We start from the raw sequence: 16,653 nt of genomic DNA on the forward strand, positions 1-16,653 counted from the left end.
GCACACCGCTCACTGCTTTAGCAGCAATGAGCCTTAATATATTCCACCGCTTTATGCAGGCGTTCCAGCGTTTTTTCCTTGCCCAACAGCACCATAACATCGAACATGCCGGGAGAAACGGTGCGTCCGGTCAAGGCCAAACGGGTCGGGTGAATTACCTTGCCCAGCGCCAGCCCGTTATCGGCGGCAATTTTATTATAGGCCGCTTCGGTGCTGGCTAAATCGTAAACCTCGTCAGCCTCCACAGCGGCGATGCACTGCTCCAGCAGGCCGACGCTTTCAGGCTTAAAGTGCTTAGCCACACCCTTAGGATCGTATTCCGTTACGTCCTGGAAGAAATAGCTGGCGGCATCCGCTACCTCCTGCAAGGTTTTTACGCGCACGCGCACTACGTCCACCAATTTAGCGAAGTATTCCTCATGTTCTGCGAACCAATCCTCGGTCACAAAGCCGTCCTTAATAAAGAAGGGCTTGGCTTCGGGCAGAATCTTTTCCAGGGGCAGCTCGGACAAATACTGGCCGTTCATCCAGGTCAGCTTCTTGGTATCATAAATAGCGGCTTTTTTGGACATCTGCTCCAATTCAAACAGCTTGACAGTTTCCTGCAAGGTGAACAGCTCGCGCTCGTCGCCGGGGCCCCAGCCCAAAAGGGTCAGGTAGTTAACAATGGCCTCGGCCAGATAGCCCTGGCTGCGGAATTCCTCTACGGAGGTTGCGCCGTGGCGCTTGCTCAGCTTGGAACGGTCGGGAGCAAGAATCATCGGCATATGGCCGAATTTAGGCGGCTCCCAGCCCAAAGCTTCGTAAATCAACAGCTGCTTTGGCGTATTGGAAAGATGCTCCTCGGCGCGCAGCACGTGGGTCATACCCATCAGATGGTCGTCCACAACTACGGCAAAATTATAAGTAGGCATACCGTTGGATTTAACGATAACAAAATCGTCAAACTGGTCCATATTAAAGGTTACGTCGCCGTGAATCAAATCATGTACGGTAATAGTACCCTCCACAGGAATTTTTACGCGCACGGAATAGGGCTCGCCTGCTGCGGCGCGAGCCTTAGCCTCCTCCACCGGCAAATCGCGGCAGGTGCGGGCATAACGGAAGGGCTGCTTAGCGGCGCGCTGCTTTTCGCGCTGCGCCTCCAGGTCGGCAGAAGAACAGAAGCAATAATAAGCCTTGCCCTGCTCCAAAAGCTGCTCGGCATATTTTTGATAAATGGGCAAACGCTCGGATTGATAATAAGGGCCGCAGTCGCCGCCTACCTCCGGGCCTTCGTCCCAGTTAATGCCCAGCCATTTCAGACTGGTAAGAATCTGGCTGACAGAATCCTCCTTCAAGCGCTCCGTGTCGGTATCCTCAATGCGCAGAATAAGCTTGCCGCCCATTTTATGGGCAAACAGCCAGTTAAAAAGCGCAGTGCGGGCGCCGCCAATATGTAAATACCCAGTAGGACTGGGAGCAAATCTAACTCTAACCTCGGACATTGTATCGTCTCCTTTTAAAAATATAAAATAAAAATTGTATATCAGAATAATTATACCGCGAAGCGCTCAAAAGTGCAAATTTATTGCTGAAAGAGTAAAAATTAAAACAGCTCTCTGACAAAGCAGAGAGCTGTACATTTACAGTATTAAGCTTTTTTAAACAGCTTTCCTAACACCGGCGACAGCAGCGATAAGGCTGCAGCAGCCAGAAAGAACAGGCACAGAGGACGCTCGTAAAAAATTCCGAAGGTGCCGTCGCTCATAATCAGCGAGCCGACAAAATTCTGCTCCGCCATGCCTCCCAATATAATACCGATAATAATGGCCGACATGGAAAAGCCCAGCTTATTGAGGAAATAGCCGATAAAACCGCTCGCCACCATCAGATATACATCGTTGACAGAATTATTATAGGAATAAGTCCCCACAAAGGTCATCATCACGATAATGGGCAACAGAATATGAATAGGCACATTAACTACTTTAGTAAACAACCTAATCAGGCTGAAGCCCATCAAGCCCATGATAAGATTAGCCAGCAGCAAACCAATAAAAATAGCGTACACATCCGGAGCTTTTTCCACAAAGAGCAGCGGGCCGGGCTGCAGGCCCTGAACCATCAGCGCGCCCATCATAATGGCCGTCGCGCCGTCGCCGGGAATCCCCAGCGTCAGAACAGGAATAAACGCACCGCCGGAAACGGCGTTATTCCCCGCTTCGGACGCCACAATGCCTTCCGGTTCTCCGTTGCCGAAATTACTGCCGTGCTTGGACCAGCGCTTAGCCTGGTCGTAGGACACAAAGGAGGCAATGTCGCCGCCCGTACCTGGTACGCAGCCGATAAAGGTGCCGATGGCCGAAGAACGCACCAGAGTCGTAAAAACACGCTTGATATCCGTCAGGGACGGCAGCACGCGGTCGATAAGCATATGCTGCTCGCTGCGCTCGTGGTGGTAATATTCCTCGATGCTTCCCAAAACCTGGGCAAAGGCAAAAACGCCGATAAGCACAGGAATAAAGGATACGCCGCCCAACAAATAAGTCGTGTCCAGCGTAAAGCGAATCGTACCTGTCATATCGTCAATGCCGACGGTAGCCAAAAACAGGCCGATAAGACCGCCCATAATGCCCTTGATAACGCTGCCCGAGGATACGCTGGTAATAATGCTCAGGCCAAAGATGGCCAGCGCGAAATATTCTGGCTTGGAAAATTGCAGGGCCACCTTCGCCAGCTGCGGTGCCAATAAAATCAAACACACGGTGCTGAACACGCCGCCAAAGGTGCTGGCCATGGTGGACAGGCCCAGAGCACGGCCCGGCTGCCCCATTTTCGTCGCCATGGGATAACCGTCCAGCGTAGTCGCCACCGACGCCGGCGTACCCGGCGTTTTCAGCAGAATGGCGCTGATACTGCCGCCGTAAATAGCGCCGCAGTAAATGCCCAGCAGCATTAAAATACCGCCGATGCCATGAAAGGTAAAGGCCAGCGGAAAGAGCAGCGCCAGACCCATATTGACGCTAAGGCCCGGCATGCAGCCGAAGGCAATGCCCACCAGCACGCCGAAGAAAAGTCCTAACAGGTTGAGAGGAACGAAGATCATATTTAATGCAGTAATAACGTCGCCCATAAGTATGACCTCCTATTCCAAAAAGATGGACTCCGGCATGGACGTATGCAGCAAAAGTCCGAATACAAGATAAATAAATACCAAAGTCAGCACCGCCGTCAGGACGATAACCTTATTATTGCGGTAATCCATGAGCCGCATCACAGCGGCAATCAAGAGCGCAGCCGCCGGGTAAAAGCCCAGCAGGTTCATCAGCACGCAGAAGATTACCACTAAGCCCATCATCATATAGACGCGCTTGTTAGCCGTTGTCGTCAGGTTCACCCGCTGGCCGGACAGGTCGGTCTTGTTGCTGAAGGTGTACAGCAATAAGCCCACTGCCGCCGCCAGCAAAGCGCAGCCCAGGCTGAAGGGCCAAAAGCCCGGTCCAGGACCGTTTTCAGTAAAGCTCAGCGGAAATTCCGCGGCCGCCAGCATAATCAGCCCGCCGATAACAGCCCCCGCCAAACCCACAATATAATTGCAGACGGTCATATTATTCATCACAATCAACCTCTTATAAACATATTTCTTGGATACGCACCGGCGCAGCTTACAGGCCTGCTTTCTCCCCTACCCGCTTAGCTGCCGCCATAATAGCCAGTCTGCCGTGCTCGAAGGTGAGCCCGCCCTGGAAAAAGACGTTATAGGGCTCGCGGCAGGGCCCGTCGGCGCTCAGCTCGATGGGAGCTCCCTGCACGAAGGTGCCGGCCGCCATAATAATATCGTCCTGATAGCCCGGCAGCGGCGAAGGCACCGGCTCCACATGGGCGTCCACCGGCGAATTGCTCTGCACGGCTACACAAAAATCACATAAACGCTGCTTGCTTTCCAGCGTAATAGCCTGAATGATATCGCTGCGGCGCTCCTGGGGCAGCGGCTTTACAGCGTAGCCCAGGCCCTGGAAAACCGCCGCTGCGAAAATAGCTGTCTTAACGGCCTGCACCACGATATGCGGCGCTAAAAAGAGCCCCTGATAAAATTCCCGCGCCGTATCGCCTAAAGTAGCGCCCATTTCGCCGCCCAAGCCGGGAGCTGTTAAACGATAGGAGGCGTTTTCCACCAAATCCGCGCGGCCTACGATATAACCGCCGGTAGGAGCCAAACCGCCGCCCAAATTCTTAATCAGGGAACCGGCCATCAGGTCTGCGCCGACCTCCGTCGGCTCCTGCTTTTCGATAAATTCGCCGTAGCAGTTGTCCACGAAGCAAATAACCTTGGGGTTAGCCTCCTTGGCTGCCTGGCAGATGCGGCCGATTTCCGCCACGTCGATGGTCTTGCGCTCGCTGCTGTAGCCGCAGGAACGCTGAATATGCACCATGGTGGTTTTGTCGGTTACGGCCTTTTTCACGGTCTCTAAATCCACATGGCCGCCCGTCATGGGCAGCTCCTTATAGGTCACGCCCAAGTCCACCAGGCTGCCCGGAGTTTTTACGGGATAGCCGATGATGGTCTGCATGGTATCGTAGGGAGCGCCGGTAACGGCCACCAACTCGTCCCCCGCCCGCAGGTTGCCCAAAAGCGCCACAGCCAAAGCGTGAGTGCCGCTGACAAATTGGGAGCGTACCAAAGCCGCTTCCGTTTTAAACAGCTCGGCGTAAATAAGATCCAGCTTATCGCGGCCCACGTCGCTGTAGCCGTAGCCCGTAGTAGGCTTTAAATAATAATCGGAAACCATATTATGGCGAAAAGCGGCGATAACCTTTTCCGTATTATACAGCGCCGCCGCCTCCAGCTCCGGCGTGTGTTCAGCCACAGCTGCCAAAGCCGCTTGTTCAAGTGCTTGATAGTCGATCAAAATACTTCACCTTACATAAATTATTTTTGCAGATATTGCTCAAATTCGCTTAGCTGCTCTGCCTCCAGACGCACCTTCAGCAGCGTGCCCTCGGTCAGATATTCCTGTTCCAGCACCGTGCCCGCCTCGTGCAGACGCGCGGCGGCGGCAGAATCGCTGTAGGGAATCAAAAAGCTTGCTTCCACTGCCTTCAGCTTCAGATTTTCGGCAATCAGCTCCAGCAGTACGTCCAGATTAACGCCGCTCTTGGCAGAAATGCAGACGCTGTTTTCTTCCTTAGCCAAACGGTCCGGCAGACCGGAGCCCTCCGGCAGCTTATCGATTTTATTATAAACAGTAATGATGGTTTTATCCCTGGCGCCCAGCTCGTCCAATACCTGATACACGGCATTGCTCTGCTCCTTGTACAGCTCGTGGCTGACGTCGATAACGTGCAGCAGCACATCAGCCTCCACCACCTCCTCCAAGGTGGACTGAAACGCCGCCACCAGCTGATGGGGCAAGCGCTGAATAAAGCCCACAGTATCGGTCAGAATGGCCTGCTGCTTATGGGGCAGCTCCAGTTGGCGCGTCGTGGGGTCAAGGGTCGCAAACAGCTGGTCCTTGGCGTAAATATCCGAATTAGTCAGCGTATTAAGCAGCGTGGACTTGCCGGCGTTAGTATAACCTACAAGGCTTACCGTAGGCACGCTGGCCTTAGCTCGTCCTGCCCGGTGCAGCGTGCGCACGCTTTTCACCTTGCCGATGCACTCCTTAATATAAGCGATACGGTCGCGGATACGCCGCCTGTCCACCTCCAGCTTGGTTTCGCCGGGGCCGCGGGTACCGATGCCGCCGCCTAAACGGGACAGGCTCAAGCCCTTACCCATAATGCGCGGCAGGGTGTATTGCAGCTGCGCCAGCTCTACCTGCAGCTTCCCTTCGTTGGTACGCGCTCTTTGCGCAAAGATATCCAAAATAAGCGCCGTGCGGTCCAGCACGCGCACGCCCATAGCCTGCTCGATGTTGCGCTGCTGCGCCGGCGACAGCTCGTCGTCAAAAATACACAGGTCGACGTTTTCCTGCTGCACATACAGCGCCAGCTCCTGCACCTTACCCTTGCCGATGAAAAAGGCCGGATCGGGCTTGGGACGCTTCTGTAAAAATTTAGCCACAACCTGCGCTCCGGCAGTATCTGCCAGCTGCTTCAATTCCTCCAGGGAATCCTCCGCCGTCCAGCCGATGCTGCTGACGCCGCCGCCATATTCCATACCTACCAGAATGGCTCGTTCCGCGCTTTGCGCCAGACTAGAGCCGCCGCTCTGCTTTTCCAGAATACGCTCCACCATCGCCGCCAGATTGGGGAAGAAAACACCCTCCGCCTGCTCCAGCGTCAGCGGCCCGTAGCATTCCGTCTGGTACTGCTCGTTATCGTCCATACTGGTGATCATGCCGAAGCTCAGCGTGGATTGGGCAAAGTCCGGCGAAGTAACGCCGATAGCGACCATAGCGTCGAAACGGTTATTTTTCAGCGCCGAAATATCCACGCCGCTCAAGGCAGGATTGCCGTTGGGATGGGTATGCACGCAGCGCACGCCGCTTAAACGGCTGACACCGCGCCGCCCTTCGATGGGCGGCAGCTCCACGCTTTGGTCGTCGCCTACGGCCACGGCCAGCACCTGGCCGCTGCGGCTGATGTAAACGGACACCTCGCGGTTGATAAAATCCGTAATATCTGCCAGCTTCAGGGCCAGCTCCGCCGTGACCAGCTGCCCTGCCTCCAGGCGCAGCTCGTATAAGGTTTTCAGTTCTTCGATAACGGAATTTCTGAGGCCTTTCAGATTACCGTAAATATTATTCTGTGCCATGACGGCACCTCCATGCAATTTTCTCGCTGCCGGAAAAGCCAACTATCAAGCATCAACGGCGCTCTCTTACCCGCGCGGGCTCGATGTTCACCTTATAGCCCTTGATAAAGTTCTTGTGCATAGCGCCGATAACCTTTTCCGCTACGTCCTCCGGCACCTCGACGAAGGTAAATTTATCATAAATATTAATCAGGCCGATATCGCGGGCGGGAATATCCGCCTCGATGGCGATAGTGCTGACAATATCCTTAACCATAATCTTCTGGCTGCGGCCGATGTTCATAAACAGGCGCACCATTCCGGGACGGCCGCCGGTGTTCTGCAAATCCATAGCCAGCATATCCTCCTGCGGCGCTTCCAAAGCCTTATTGCCCTCCTGCATCAGCTTAATAGCTGCGGCAGCTACCTCCTCGGCGGAGTAATCGTCCAGCAGGCTTTCGGCAATGGGCATATAATCGTGATAGGCGTTAAGCTCCAGCACCGTCTGCATCTTGCTGATAATCTGGTCCCGCTGGCGCTCGATAACATTAGCCGCAGTCGGCAGCTGACGGCGCTGAATCTTGGTCTTAACCATGCGCTCGATAAGCTTTAATTGACGGAATTCCCGCGGCGTAATAAAGGTCATAGCCACACCCGTATTGCCTGCGCGGCCCGTGCGGCCAATGCGGTGTACATAGCTTTCCGGATCCTGAGGAATGTCAAAATTGATAACGTGGGTAATATTATCAACATCGATGCCGCGGGCTGCTACGTCCGTAGCAATGAGCACGTCCACTGCGCCCTCACGGAATTTCTTCATCACGCGGTCGCGCTGGTTCTGGCTCAAATCGCCGTGCAGGCCCTCGGCCATATAGCCGCGGCTGGATAAAGCGATGGATAAATCGTCCACACCCTTCTTCGTGCGGCAGAAAATAATCAGCTTGCCGTCTATTTCCGCATCCAGCAGGCGGCACAAGCCTTCGATCTTATCCTTGGTTTCAAAATAATACTGCTCGATCAGCGGTACTGTCAGCTCTTCCTTGGAAATGGTCACATTCTTCGGCGCTTTCATGTACTTTTTGGTCAGGCTCAAAATCGGACGAGGCATGGTTGCGGAAAACAGCAGCGTCTGACGCTCCGTCGGCAGCGCGCGCATAATCTCCTCGATATCGTCCACAAAGCCCATATCCAGCATTTCATCGGCCTCGTCCAGCACCAAAAACTTAATGTTGTCCAGCTTAATCGTACCGCGGTTGATGTGGTCGATCAAGCGGCCGGGAGTGCCGATGACGATCTGCACGTTATTTTTCAGCGCACGAATCTGGCGTTCGATGGGCTGGCCGCCGTAAACCGGCAGCGCGCGCACGCGGCGGGTGCGGCCGATCTTGCCCACCTCCTCGGCTACCTGAATAGCCAGCTCGCGGGTCGGGCACATAATCAAAGCCTGAATATGCTTAAAATCGTCGATGGACTGCACCAGGGGAATGCCGAAAGCGGCAGTTTTGCCCGTACCCGTCTGGGCCTGGCCGATAACGTCGTTACCCTCCAGCACCAGCGGAATCGTGGCTGCCTGAATGGGAGAAGGCTCTTCAAAGCCCATTTCCGTCAATGCCGCTACGACCTTTTTATCCAGTTCCAGTTCACCAAACATTTCTTTTTGTGTTGTCATCAATAAAATTCCTCCGCTCAGAAGCTTACGCTTCCTTATTCTTCTTTTCTTCCTTTAATTTATCAATAGCCATGGAAATAGCGGTCAGCGCTATCCGCAGCTTATTTTCTGTTCTCGTTGAAGCAAAACGGTGCTCCTGGCAATACACCACGTCCTCCGTAGCCACGGCGATATACACAAGCCCTACCGGCTTGCCCTCGCTGGCGCTTGGCCCGGCGTTGCCCGTAATGCTGACGCCCAAATCGCTGCCCAGCAGACGGCGCACGCCTGCGGCCATTTCGCAGGCCGTTTCTCTGCTGACGGCGCCATAGCGGCTCAAGGTATCCTGCTGCACGTTGATGAGCTTGTTTTTCGCCATATTGGTATAGGTTACTACGCTGCCCAGCAGGTATTCGCTGCTGCCCGGCACGTCCGTAACCAAACTGCTGGCCAGGCCGCCGCTGCAGGATTCGGCAAAGGCAATTGTTTTGCCCTGCTTCAGCAGCTCCTGGCCTAAACATGCAGCCAAAGTGGCGTCATCCACACCGTAAATATATTCGTCGACATACTGGCGCACCTGCTGCTCGCAAGTATCCAGCATAGCCTTAGCCTGCGCTTCACCGGCAGCCTTAGCCGTTAAGCGCACCAAAATTTCGCCGTAGCGGGCATACAAAGCAATCGTCGGATTGCTTTGGGCCATAATTAAAGCGTCCAGCTTTTCCGCCGCCAGCGATTCGCCCAAGCCGCGCAAATGCAGCGTGCGGGACAAAATAACGCCATGGTCGGCAAAGCGGCGCAGCAAGCGGGGCCACAGCTGCTTTTCACACACGTCCGTCAGCTCGGAGGGAGGCCCTGGCAGCAGAATAAAAAGCTTGTCCTGATATTCCAGCCACAGTCCCGGCGCAGTTCCCACATCGTTCTGCAGTATTTCCGCCCCCAAAGGCACATAGGCCTGCTTATCGTTATTGGCCGGGCGGCAGACGCCTTTTTTGGCAAAATAAGCGTCGATGCGTCCCCAGGTGTCCAAATCCAGATAGCTTTCCGTATGGCACACCTGCATCACCATTTCTTTGGTAATGTCGCCGCGGGTAGGCCCCAAGCCGCCGCTAGTAATAATAATATCGGCGCGCTCCATGGCCTTTTCCAGCACCGCCAGCATACGCTCCGGGTTATCGCCCACCGTAGTGTGGTACAAAACGTCGAAGCCCATGCTGTTCAGCCTGCGGGAAAGATACTGCACATTAGTATTAAGAATTTCGCCCAGCAGCAGTTCAGTTCCTGTCGTTATGATCTCTGCCTTCATTTTCATCCCTCCAGCCGCAACGGAGCGTCTTTTACAGCTCCTGCTCAGCCACCATTTCGTAAGTAAAGCCCTGTAAAATGCGGGTCCTTACCATCTGTCCAATCTCCAGCTCTCCGGCATTTTCAATAAAGATGGTGCCGTCGATTTCCGGAGCCTCGTGCTGGCTGCGGCCATAGGCCAAATGCTCCTCGTCGAAGCCCTCGACCAAAACCTCCAGCACTTCATCCTCTCTCTCCCGGTGAATTTCCTCCGAAATACCGGCCTGCAGCGCCATCAGCTCGTGATAGCGGCTTTCCTTAATTTCCGGCGCAATCTGGTTTTCCATAGCGCCTGCCACCGTGCCCTCCTCCTGAGAGTATTGGAACACACCGGCGTTTTCAAAGCGCTGCTGCTCTACAAAATCCATCAACTCGGCAAAATCATTATCCGTTTCACCGGGGAAGCCCACAATAAAGGTAGTACGAATGGTAATGCCGGGTATGCGGGTACGCAGCTTTTGCAGCAGCATTTCCACCTGCGCCCGCGTATCATAGCGGTTCATGCTGGCCAGCAGGCTGTCGCTGGCGTGCTGCAAGGGAATATCGATATATTTGCACACCTTGTTCAAAGAGGCAAAGGCGTCGATGAGCTCGTCGGTAAAATTATTGGGATACAGATACATAACCCGTATCCAGCGGACGCCCTCCAGCTCGTTCAAATCGCGCAGCAGCTGGGGCAGCAGCAGCTTGCCGTATAAATCCTCGCCGTAGCGCGTAGTATCCTGCGCCACTACGATAAGCTCCTTAACGCCGCTGGCAGCCAAGGCTCTGGCTTCCGCCATAACCTCCTCGTAAGGGCGGGAGGTATAAGGGCCCCGCAGCTGAGGAATGATGCAGTAGGAGCAGCAGTTATCGCAGCCCTCGGCAATCTTCAAATATGCCATATAGCTGGGCGTGGTCAGCATACGCGGCGGCAGGGGCACGTTCTTGCTTTCCAGCTTGCGCAGGTGCTTCAGCCGTTTGCCGTGCATCACCTGCTCGATAACCCAGGCGATATCCGTAAAGCAGTCGGTGCCGACGATAGCGTCCACCTCCGGCATGCTCTCAAACAATTCGTCAGCATAGCGCTGGCCCAGGCAGCCGGTCATCACCAAATATTGGCAGCTACCGCTCTTTTTATATTCTGCCATCTGTAAAATAGTGCCGATGGATTCCTCCTTGGCGCTTTCGATAAAGCCGCAGGTATTGACGATAATCAAATCTGCTTCCGCCGGGTCGTTCGTGATATCCAGCTGCTTTTCGCGAATCAGCCCCAGCATTACCTCTGAATCCACAAGATTTTTAGGACAGCCCAAGCTGACCATACCTATTTTCATTCTGTATCCTCCTACTTGCTAAAGCGTACTCTTTCCAGCCATTTCTTAGTCAAGGCTTCCTGCGCGGCAGGCTGCAAATAGCTTTTGTTCAGCCACAGCTTGGACGCATCGGCCGCGCCGCCCTCCAAGCCCCGCGGGAATAAAAAGAGGAAGCCCGTATTATTGGCCTGCGAAACGGCCTGCACCCTTTCGTCAGCCAGCAGCCATTCCATAAAGGCCAGCGCCTGCACCTCTTCGCCGCAGCTTTTAAAAAGCCCCACACAGTAAAGGTTGACCGGCGTGCCCTCTCTGGGCTGCACTACATAAGCCGGAAATTTATTTTCCAGATATTTAAAAACATAGCTCTGCCGGGTAATCGCTATATCCGCATCGCCAACCGCCGTCATGCGTACCGGCGTAAAGGGAAATTTAGCGTATTGCCCCACAAAGCGGTTGATATTCCACAAATAATTCAGCGATGTCGTCTCGCCCATGGCGTCGGCAAAAGCGCCCAAAAAGTTTTGGGTGCTGCTGCTGTCCGACAAATTTTCCATCGCGATACGCAGCTGCTCGTTATTTTCCAAATCCACCCAGCCGGTCAAACTGCGCTGCCCTATAACGCGGGCAAACTGCTGATTGACCAAAAACACCGTCGGGTCGTAAAATACGCCGTACCAGCACAAATCGCCGTCCCGCAGCTTTTCCGGCAGCCTGTCGCCGGCGGCAAAGGCCACGGGCTTTAAGCTGCCCTCCAGCTTCAGCCGGTTCAGGGTGCGCTGCTCGGCCAGTACGATATCCGGCTGCGGCGCGTCCTGCTTCAGCTCGTACACACCCTTAACCACAATTTTTTTCTCATTGCTTTCGTTAAAGCTGCGCAGCAAATCCTCTGTAAATTTTTGGTCCAGCTCCGAATATACTGTTAAGATATGCTGTTCCTCTGCCTGCGCAGCCTCCTGCTTATCGCCGCAGCCGGCGGTCAAGCTCATGGCGGCCAGCAGCAGCGCCAGCGTCAGCCAACGTAACATAATATAACCTTTCCGCTCTAAGAGCGCCTTTTTGGCCTGCGCGCCGCTTCCCTGGGCTTGCCGCCGCGGCGTCCGCTTTCCTGCTTTTCCGCCAGCAGGCATTTAGGCCCGCTGCCGATTAAATCCAAACGCCCGGCCTTTTGCAGCGCCTCTAGCACCAGCTGCCGGTTGCGCGGCGCTTTATACTGCATCAACGCCCGCTGCATAGCCTTATCGTGAGGATTGCGCGCTACAAAAACGCTTTGGCCGCTTTTGGGGTCCACACCGGAATAATACATGGCCGTGGCCTCGCTGCCCGGCGTAGGGATAAAATCCTGCACCTGCTCCGGCTGATGCTTGATATCCCGCAGGAATTCCGCCAGCTCGACAGCGTTGTTCAGCGTACAGCCGGGGTGACTGCTGATAAAGTAAGGCACCAGATACTGGGGCAGCCCCAGCTCCTTATTTTTCTGCGCAAACAAGCGCATAAACTTCACATAAACCTCTTTGCCCGGCTTGCCCATGCGCTGCAGAACCGGCGGCGCAATATGCTCCGGAGCAATTTTCAAAAGACCGCTGATATGATAACGGCACAGCTCGTCCAAAAATTCCTGCTTTTTATCCGCCAGCAAATAATCGTAGCGAATACCGCTGCGGATAAAGACCTTTTTCACACCCGGTAAAGCGCGTACCTTACGCAGCAAAGCAATATAATCGCTGTGGTCCGCGTCGATGTTGGGACAGGGCGACGGGAACAAGCATTGTCTGTCGCGGCACACGCCGTATTTCAGCTGCTTGGCGCAGGAGGTATGCCGGAAGTTGGCCGTAGGACCGCCAACATCGTGAATATAGCCCTTAAAGCCAGGCAGCCTGGTTAAAATTTTTGCCTCGCGCAGAATGGATTCATGGCTGCGCGCCTGAATGATGCGCCCCTGATGGGCGTGAATGGCGCAGAAGGCACAGCTGCCAAAGCAGCCGCGGCAGCTGACGATGCTGAACTGCACCTCCTCCAAAGCCGCCACACCGCCCTGCGCGTCGTAGCTGGGGTGCCAGCTGCGCATATAGTCCAAATCGTAAATAGCGTCCATTTCCTCCTGTGTCAGAGGATAAACGGGCGGGTTCTGCACAATATATTTATTCTGCCCCCGCTGCACTACAGGCTTGCCGTAAAATGGATCCTGCTCCCTGCTCTGTAAATGGTAGGCCTGCGCGAAGAAACGCTTATCGTCCCTGATGGCCTTCCAGCCCGGCAGCTTGACATATTCCTCCTCCGGCAGCGTATCAGCAGCATAAGCCGTTCCGCGGATATACCGCATATCCTCGATGCTGGCGCCGCCGCTTAAATAATCGGCGATTTCCACCACCTGCTTTTCACCCATGCCGTAAACCAAAAGGTCAGCGCCGCTGCTTTCCAAAATCGAAGGCAGCAGCCTGTTTTCCCAGTAATCATAATGCACAAAGCGGCGCAGGCTGGCTTCAATGCCGCCGATAATCACCGGCAGGTCGGGCCACAGCCTTTTGACCATTTGGGCGTAAACCGCCGTAGCATGGTCAGGACGCTTGCCTACAGCGCCGCCCGCCGTATATTTATCAACGCTGCGTTCATGCTTGGCCGCCGTATAGCGGCACAGCATGGAATCCAGATTGCCGCCGGATATGAGCACGCCTAAGCGCGGCTTGCCCAGCGCAGCAAAATATTCAGGTTTTTCCCAACGCGGCTGGCATAAAAGCGCCACCTTGTAGCCCTGCGACTCCAGCACGCGACAGATAACTGCCGGGCCAAAGGAGGGGTGATCCACATAGGCGTCGCCGCTGACGAACAGAAAGTCCAGCTGCTCCCAACCGCGCTCCGCAATTTCCTCCTTGGAAATTGGTAAAAATTGCTTCATCAGATTCTCCTACTTTAATCTGTTATAGGTTTTCACGGCCACGCCATGCTCGCCCTGCATATCCACGGGCTCGCCGTTGACCTTTACGCTCATAACGCCTATATTGCCGTATTTTATAATTAGCTTATCCTTAGCCTCATAGCTTCTTTTATCCTTAGGCTGCAGCATACCGGCAAAAATTTCCTTGCCGTCGGCGTTGACCTCCAACCAGCAGGGGCCATTGGCCTCCATCTCCACTACTACCTTATCCAATACTGCGGGAGCAGGCTTTGGCTCCTCCGCTGCCGTTGGCGTACTCTGCGGACGGTTCTTAAAATAATCTATGGCTTGGGGTACGGCAAAATAGCCGCCTGCTAAAACCACGACTACGGCCAGACCTGCCAAACACTGCCGAAGCGAAAAGCTCGGCAGCTCCACACGTCCGGTACCGCTGCCAATATCTCTTTTTTCCTTGAGCTGAATATTCAGGCGCACCTTATCCACCTCGCGGATACCGGCGCTGCGCACGGAATCCTTAGCCACACCGGCGACCGCAGCCTTGTACATATCCACCAGCTCCGGCCCGTTCAGTCCCAGATAATTGCCGTAATTACGAATGATGCCCTTCAGGAACACTTCACCCGGAGTTTTATCGTATTCCTCCTTTTCCACAGCCTCCAGATAACGGCTGCGGATGCTGGTTCCCTTTTCCACCTCTGCCAAGGACAGGCCCTTGGCCAGGCGTGCTTCCCGCAAAATCGCACCAACGGTTTTTTCAGTATCCATTGCCAGTACCTCCACCTTTATTCACGCTTCAGGAAGCGCTCCTCCGCCTCCTGCCTTGACATAATAACCTCGCGGGGCTTGCTGCCCACGGACTGGCCAACAATGCCCAGCTCCTCCATAGTATCCACCAGACGGGCCGCGCGGGTATAGCCGATGCGAAAGCGCCGCTGCAGCATCGAGCTGGAGGCCTGCCCCATATCCAGTACCAGATTTAAAGCGTCCTCGAAAAGCTCGTCCTCCATAGGCGAGGACGGCATATTTTCCTCCGCTCCGCCGTTGCGGCCATCGCATTCCAGCTCCTGCTGGGTCACTTCCTCACTGTAATTAACGGGTATGGACTGTTGAACGATAAAGTCCACTATATTATTAATTTCGGCGTCAGTCACAAAAGCGCCCTGCACACGCACGGGCTTGTTGAAGCCGATAGGATAAAACAGCATATCGCCCTTTCCCAGCAGCTTTTCCGCGCCGCCCATATCGATAATGGTACGGGAATCAGTCTGCGAGGAAACGGCGAACGCTATGCGCGAAGGAATATTGGCCTTTACGATACCGGTAATAACGTCCACAGAAGGACGCTGCGTAGCCAAAATCAAATGAATACCGGCGGCGCGCGCCTTCTGCGCCAAACGCAGAATGGCGTCCTCCACGTCCACCTTAGCTACCATCATCAAATCGGACAGCTCGTCGATAATGATAACGATAAAAGGCATCTTTTCCTGTGCCTGCGCGTTGTAGCTATTAATTTCGCGCACATGATTATCCGCAAACAGCTTATAGCGCCGCTCCATTTCAGCCACAGCCCAGTGCAGGGCGGAGGCAGCCTTTTTCGGCTCTGTCACAACAGGCGTCAGCAAATGTGGGATACCGTTATAATTGGACAGCTCCACCACCTTAGGGTCCACTAAAATCAGCTTGACCTCCTCCGGGCGGGCCTTATATAAAATTCCTGTAATAATCGTATTGATGCATACGGATTTGCCGGAACCGGTAGAGCCTGCTACCAGCAAATGAGGCATCTTGGACAAATCCGCGGAAATAATATTGCCGCTGATATCCTTGCCCAAGCCGATGCACAGCCGCGACGGCGCATTACGTACCTTCGCGTCGTCCACCACCTCGCGGAAGCAGACCGTATCGTTTTTCGTATTAGGCGCTTCGATACCGATGGCTGATTTGCCGGGAATGGGTGCTTCAATACGCACGCCGGGAGCGGCCAGACGCAGGGCAATATCGTCTGCAAGATTGACTACGGAGCTTACCTTGACGCCGGGCGCTGGCTCCAATTCAAAGCGCGTAACGGAAGGCCCGCGGGTCACGGCGATAACATTGGCGCGGACACGGAAATCCTTCAAGGTCTGCTCCAAAACGGCGCACTGCTCCATAATATCCTTCTGATAGGAAACCGGGTCGCTAACCTTGGGCATATCCAAAAGCTCCAGCGGCGGCAGTATATAATCCGAACCCTGCTGCGGCGCTTCCTCCTGCTTCACAGCAGCGGCTGCCGCTGCGGGTGCAGGCGCAGTCTGCTCCGGGTGAATTTTTTCCGCGCTGTCAAAAATTTCTATGCGGCGCGGTTCCTCCGTCTGCGGCACAGGCCGTTCTGCCGGACGAACAGGCTGCGGCTTCTGTGCCAGCTGCTCGCGGTATTCATTATGAATAACGGAACGCGGCTCCGGCTGAGGCTCTGCCAAACGCGGCGGCTCCTCCTCCGGCACGCTTTCCTCCAAAAAGCGGCGGGACGGCATTGGCACGGGCACGTCGTCATAATTAATTATAGGACGCAGCACAACGGCAGGCTTCCTCTCCGTCTGCCATTCCGGTACCTGGATAGGGTCCTGCTCCACCTCCTGCTTCACAGGCTCCTGCTCATACACGCTGCTGTTAAAGCTCAATATCTGCTTAAACGAAGATTTCTTTTCAATGCCGTCGGTAAAAGCGCCGAACTCGCCGCTGCGGTATACGTTTTGAATCGGGCTGCCATTGGCCGCTC

Annotated in this window: 12 protein-coding genes; all 12 read right to left on the minus strand. The window is 54.6% G+C overall.

Annotated features, from left to right (window positions below; translation table 11 throughout):
• Positions 1-17 precede the first annotated feature (17 nt).
• Positions 18-1,487 (minus strand): glutamate--tRNA ligase, encoded by a 1,470-nt coding sequence (gltX, locus tag QZ105_RS03740; RefSeq protein WP_293728514.1) that lies wholly within the window; start codon positions 1,485-1,487, stop codon positions 18-20.
• Between the two features lie 146 nt (positions 1,488-1,633).
• Positions 1,634-3,115: a tripartite tricarboxylate transporter permease gene (locus QZ105_RS03745; RefSeq protein WP_293728515.1), complete on the minus strand. Its 1,482-nt coding sequence runs from the start codon at positions 3,113-3,115 to the stop codon at positions 1,634-1,636.
• Positions 3,116-3,127: 12 nt separating this feature from the next.
• On the minus strand, positions 3,128-3,598 hold the full coding sequence (locus QZ105_RS03750; protein ID WP_293728516.1) for a tripartite tricarboxylate transporter TctB family protein: 471 nt from the start codon (positions 3,596-3,598) through the stop codon (positions 3,128-3,130).
• Positions 3,599-3,647: 49 nt separating this feature from the next.
• Complete coding sequence (locus QZ105_RS03755) at positions 3,648-4,892, minus strand: methionine gamma-lyase family protein (RefSeq protein ID WP_293728517.1); 1,245 nt, start codon at positions 4,890-4,892, stop codon at positions 3,648-3,650.
• A gap of 20 nt (positions 4,893-4,912) precedes the next feature.
• Positions 4,913-6,739, minus strand: coding sequence for a GTPase HflX (gene hflX, locus QZ105_RS03760; RefSeq protein WP_293728518.1), 1,827 nt, complete (start codon positions 6,737-6,739; stop codon positions 4,913-4,915).
• A 52-nt stretch (positions 6,740-6,791) separates the two neighbouring features.
• The gene (locus tag QZ105_RS03765; protein WP_293728519.1) at positions 6,792-8,387 is read right to left on the minus strand and encodes a DEAD/DEAH box helicase; all 1,596 of its coding nucleotides are present in this window, start codon (positions 8,385-8,387) and stop codon (positions 6,792-6,794) included.
• Between the two features lie 25 nt (positions 8,388-8,412).
• Positions 8,413-9,669 carry a competence/damage-inducible protein A gene (locus tag QZ105_RS03770; RefSeq protein WP_293728520.1) on the minus strand — a complete coding sequence of 419 codons (1,257 nt, stop codon included), beginning with the start codon at positions 9,667-9,669 and terminating at the stop codon, positions 8,413-8,415.
• Between the two features lie 31 nt (positions 9,670-9,700).
• Entirely contained in the window at positions 9,701-11,023 is a 1,323-nt protein-coding gene (gene rimO / locus QZ105_RS03775) for a 30S ribosomal protein S12 methylthiotransferase RimO (protein ID WP_293728521.1), read from the minus strand.
• A gap of 11 nt (positions 11,024-11,034) precedes the next feature.
• Entirely contained in the window at positions 11,035-12,027 is a 993-nt protein-coding gene (locus tag QZ105_RS03780) for an extracellular solute-binding protein (protein WP_293728522.1), read from the minus strand.
• 17 nt (positions 12,028-12,044) lie between these two features.
• A complete protein-coding gene (locus QZ105_RS03785; RefSeq protein WP_293728523.1) occupies positions 12,045-13,895 on the minus strand; it encodes a YgiQ family radical SAM protein in 1,851 nt (616 codons plus the stop codon).
• Positions 13,896-13,904: 9 nt separating this feature from the next.
• A complete protein-coding gene (locus QZ105_RS03790) occupies positions 13,905-14,660 on the minus strand; it encodes a helix-turn-helix domain-containing protein (RefSeq protein WP_293728524.1) in 756 nt (251 codons plus the stop codon).
• A gap of 17 nt (positions 14,661-14,677) precedes the next feature.
• Positions 14,678-16,653: DNA translocase FtsK (locus tag QZ105_RS03795; protein ID WP_293728525.1), on the minus strand; the 1,976-nt coding region annotated here is incomplete at its 5' end.

This window comes from uncultured Phascolarctobacterium sp., assembly GCF_905212365.1.
Taxonomy (GTDB): Bacteria; Bacillota; Negativicutes; order Acidaminococcales; family Acidaminococcaceae; genus Phascolarctobacterium_A.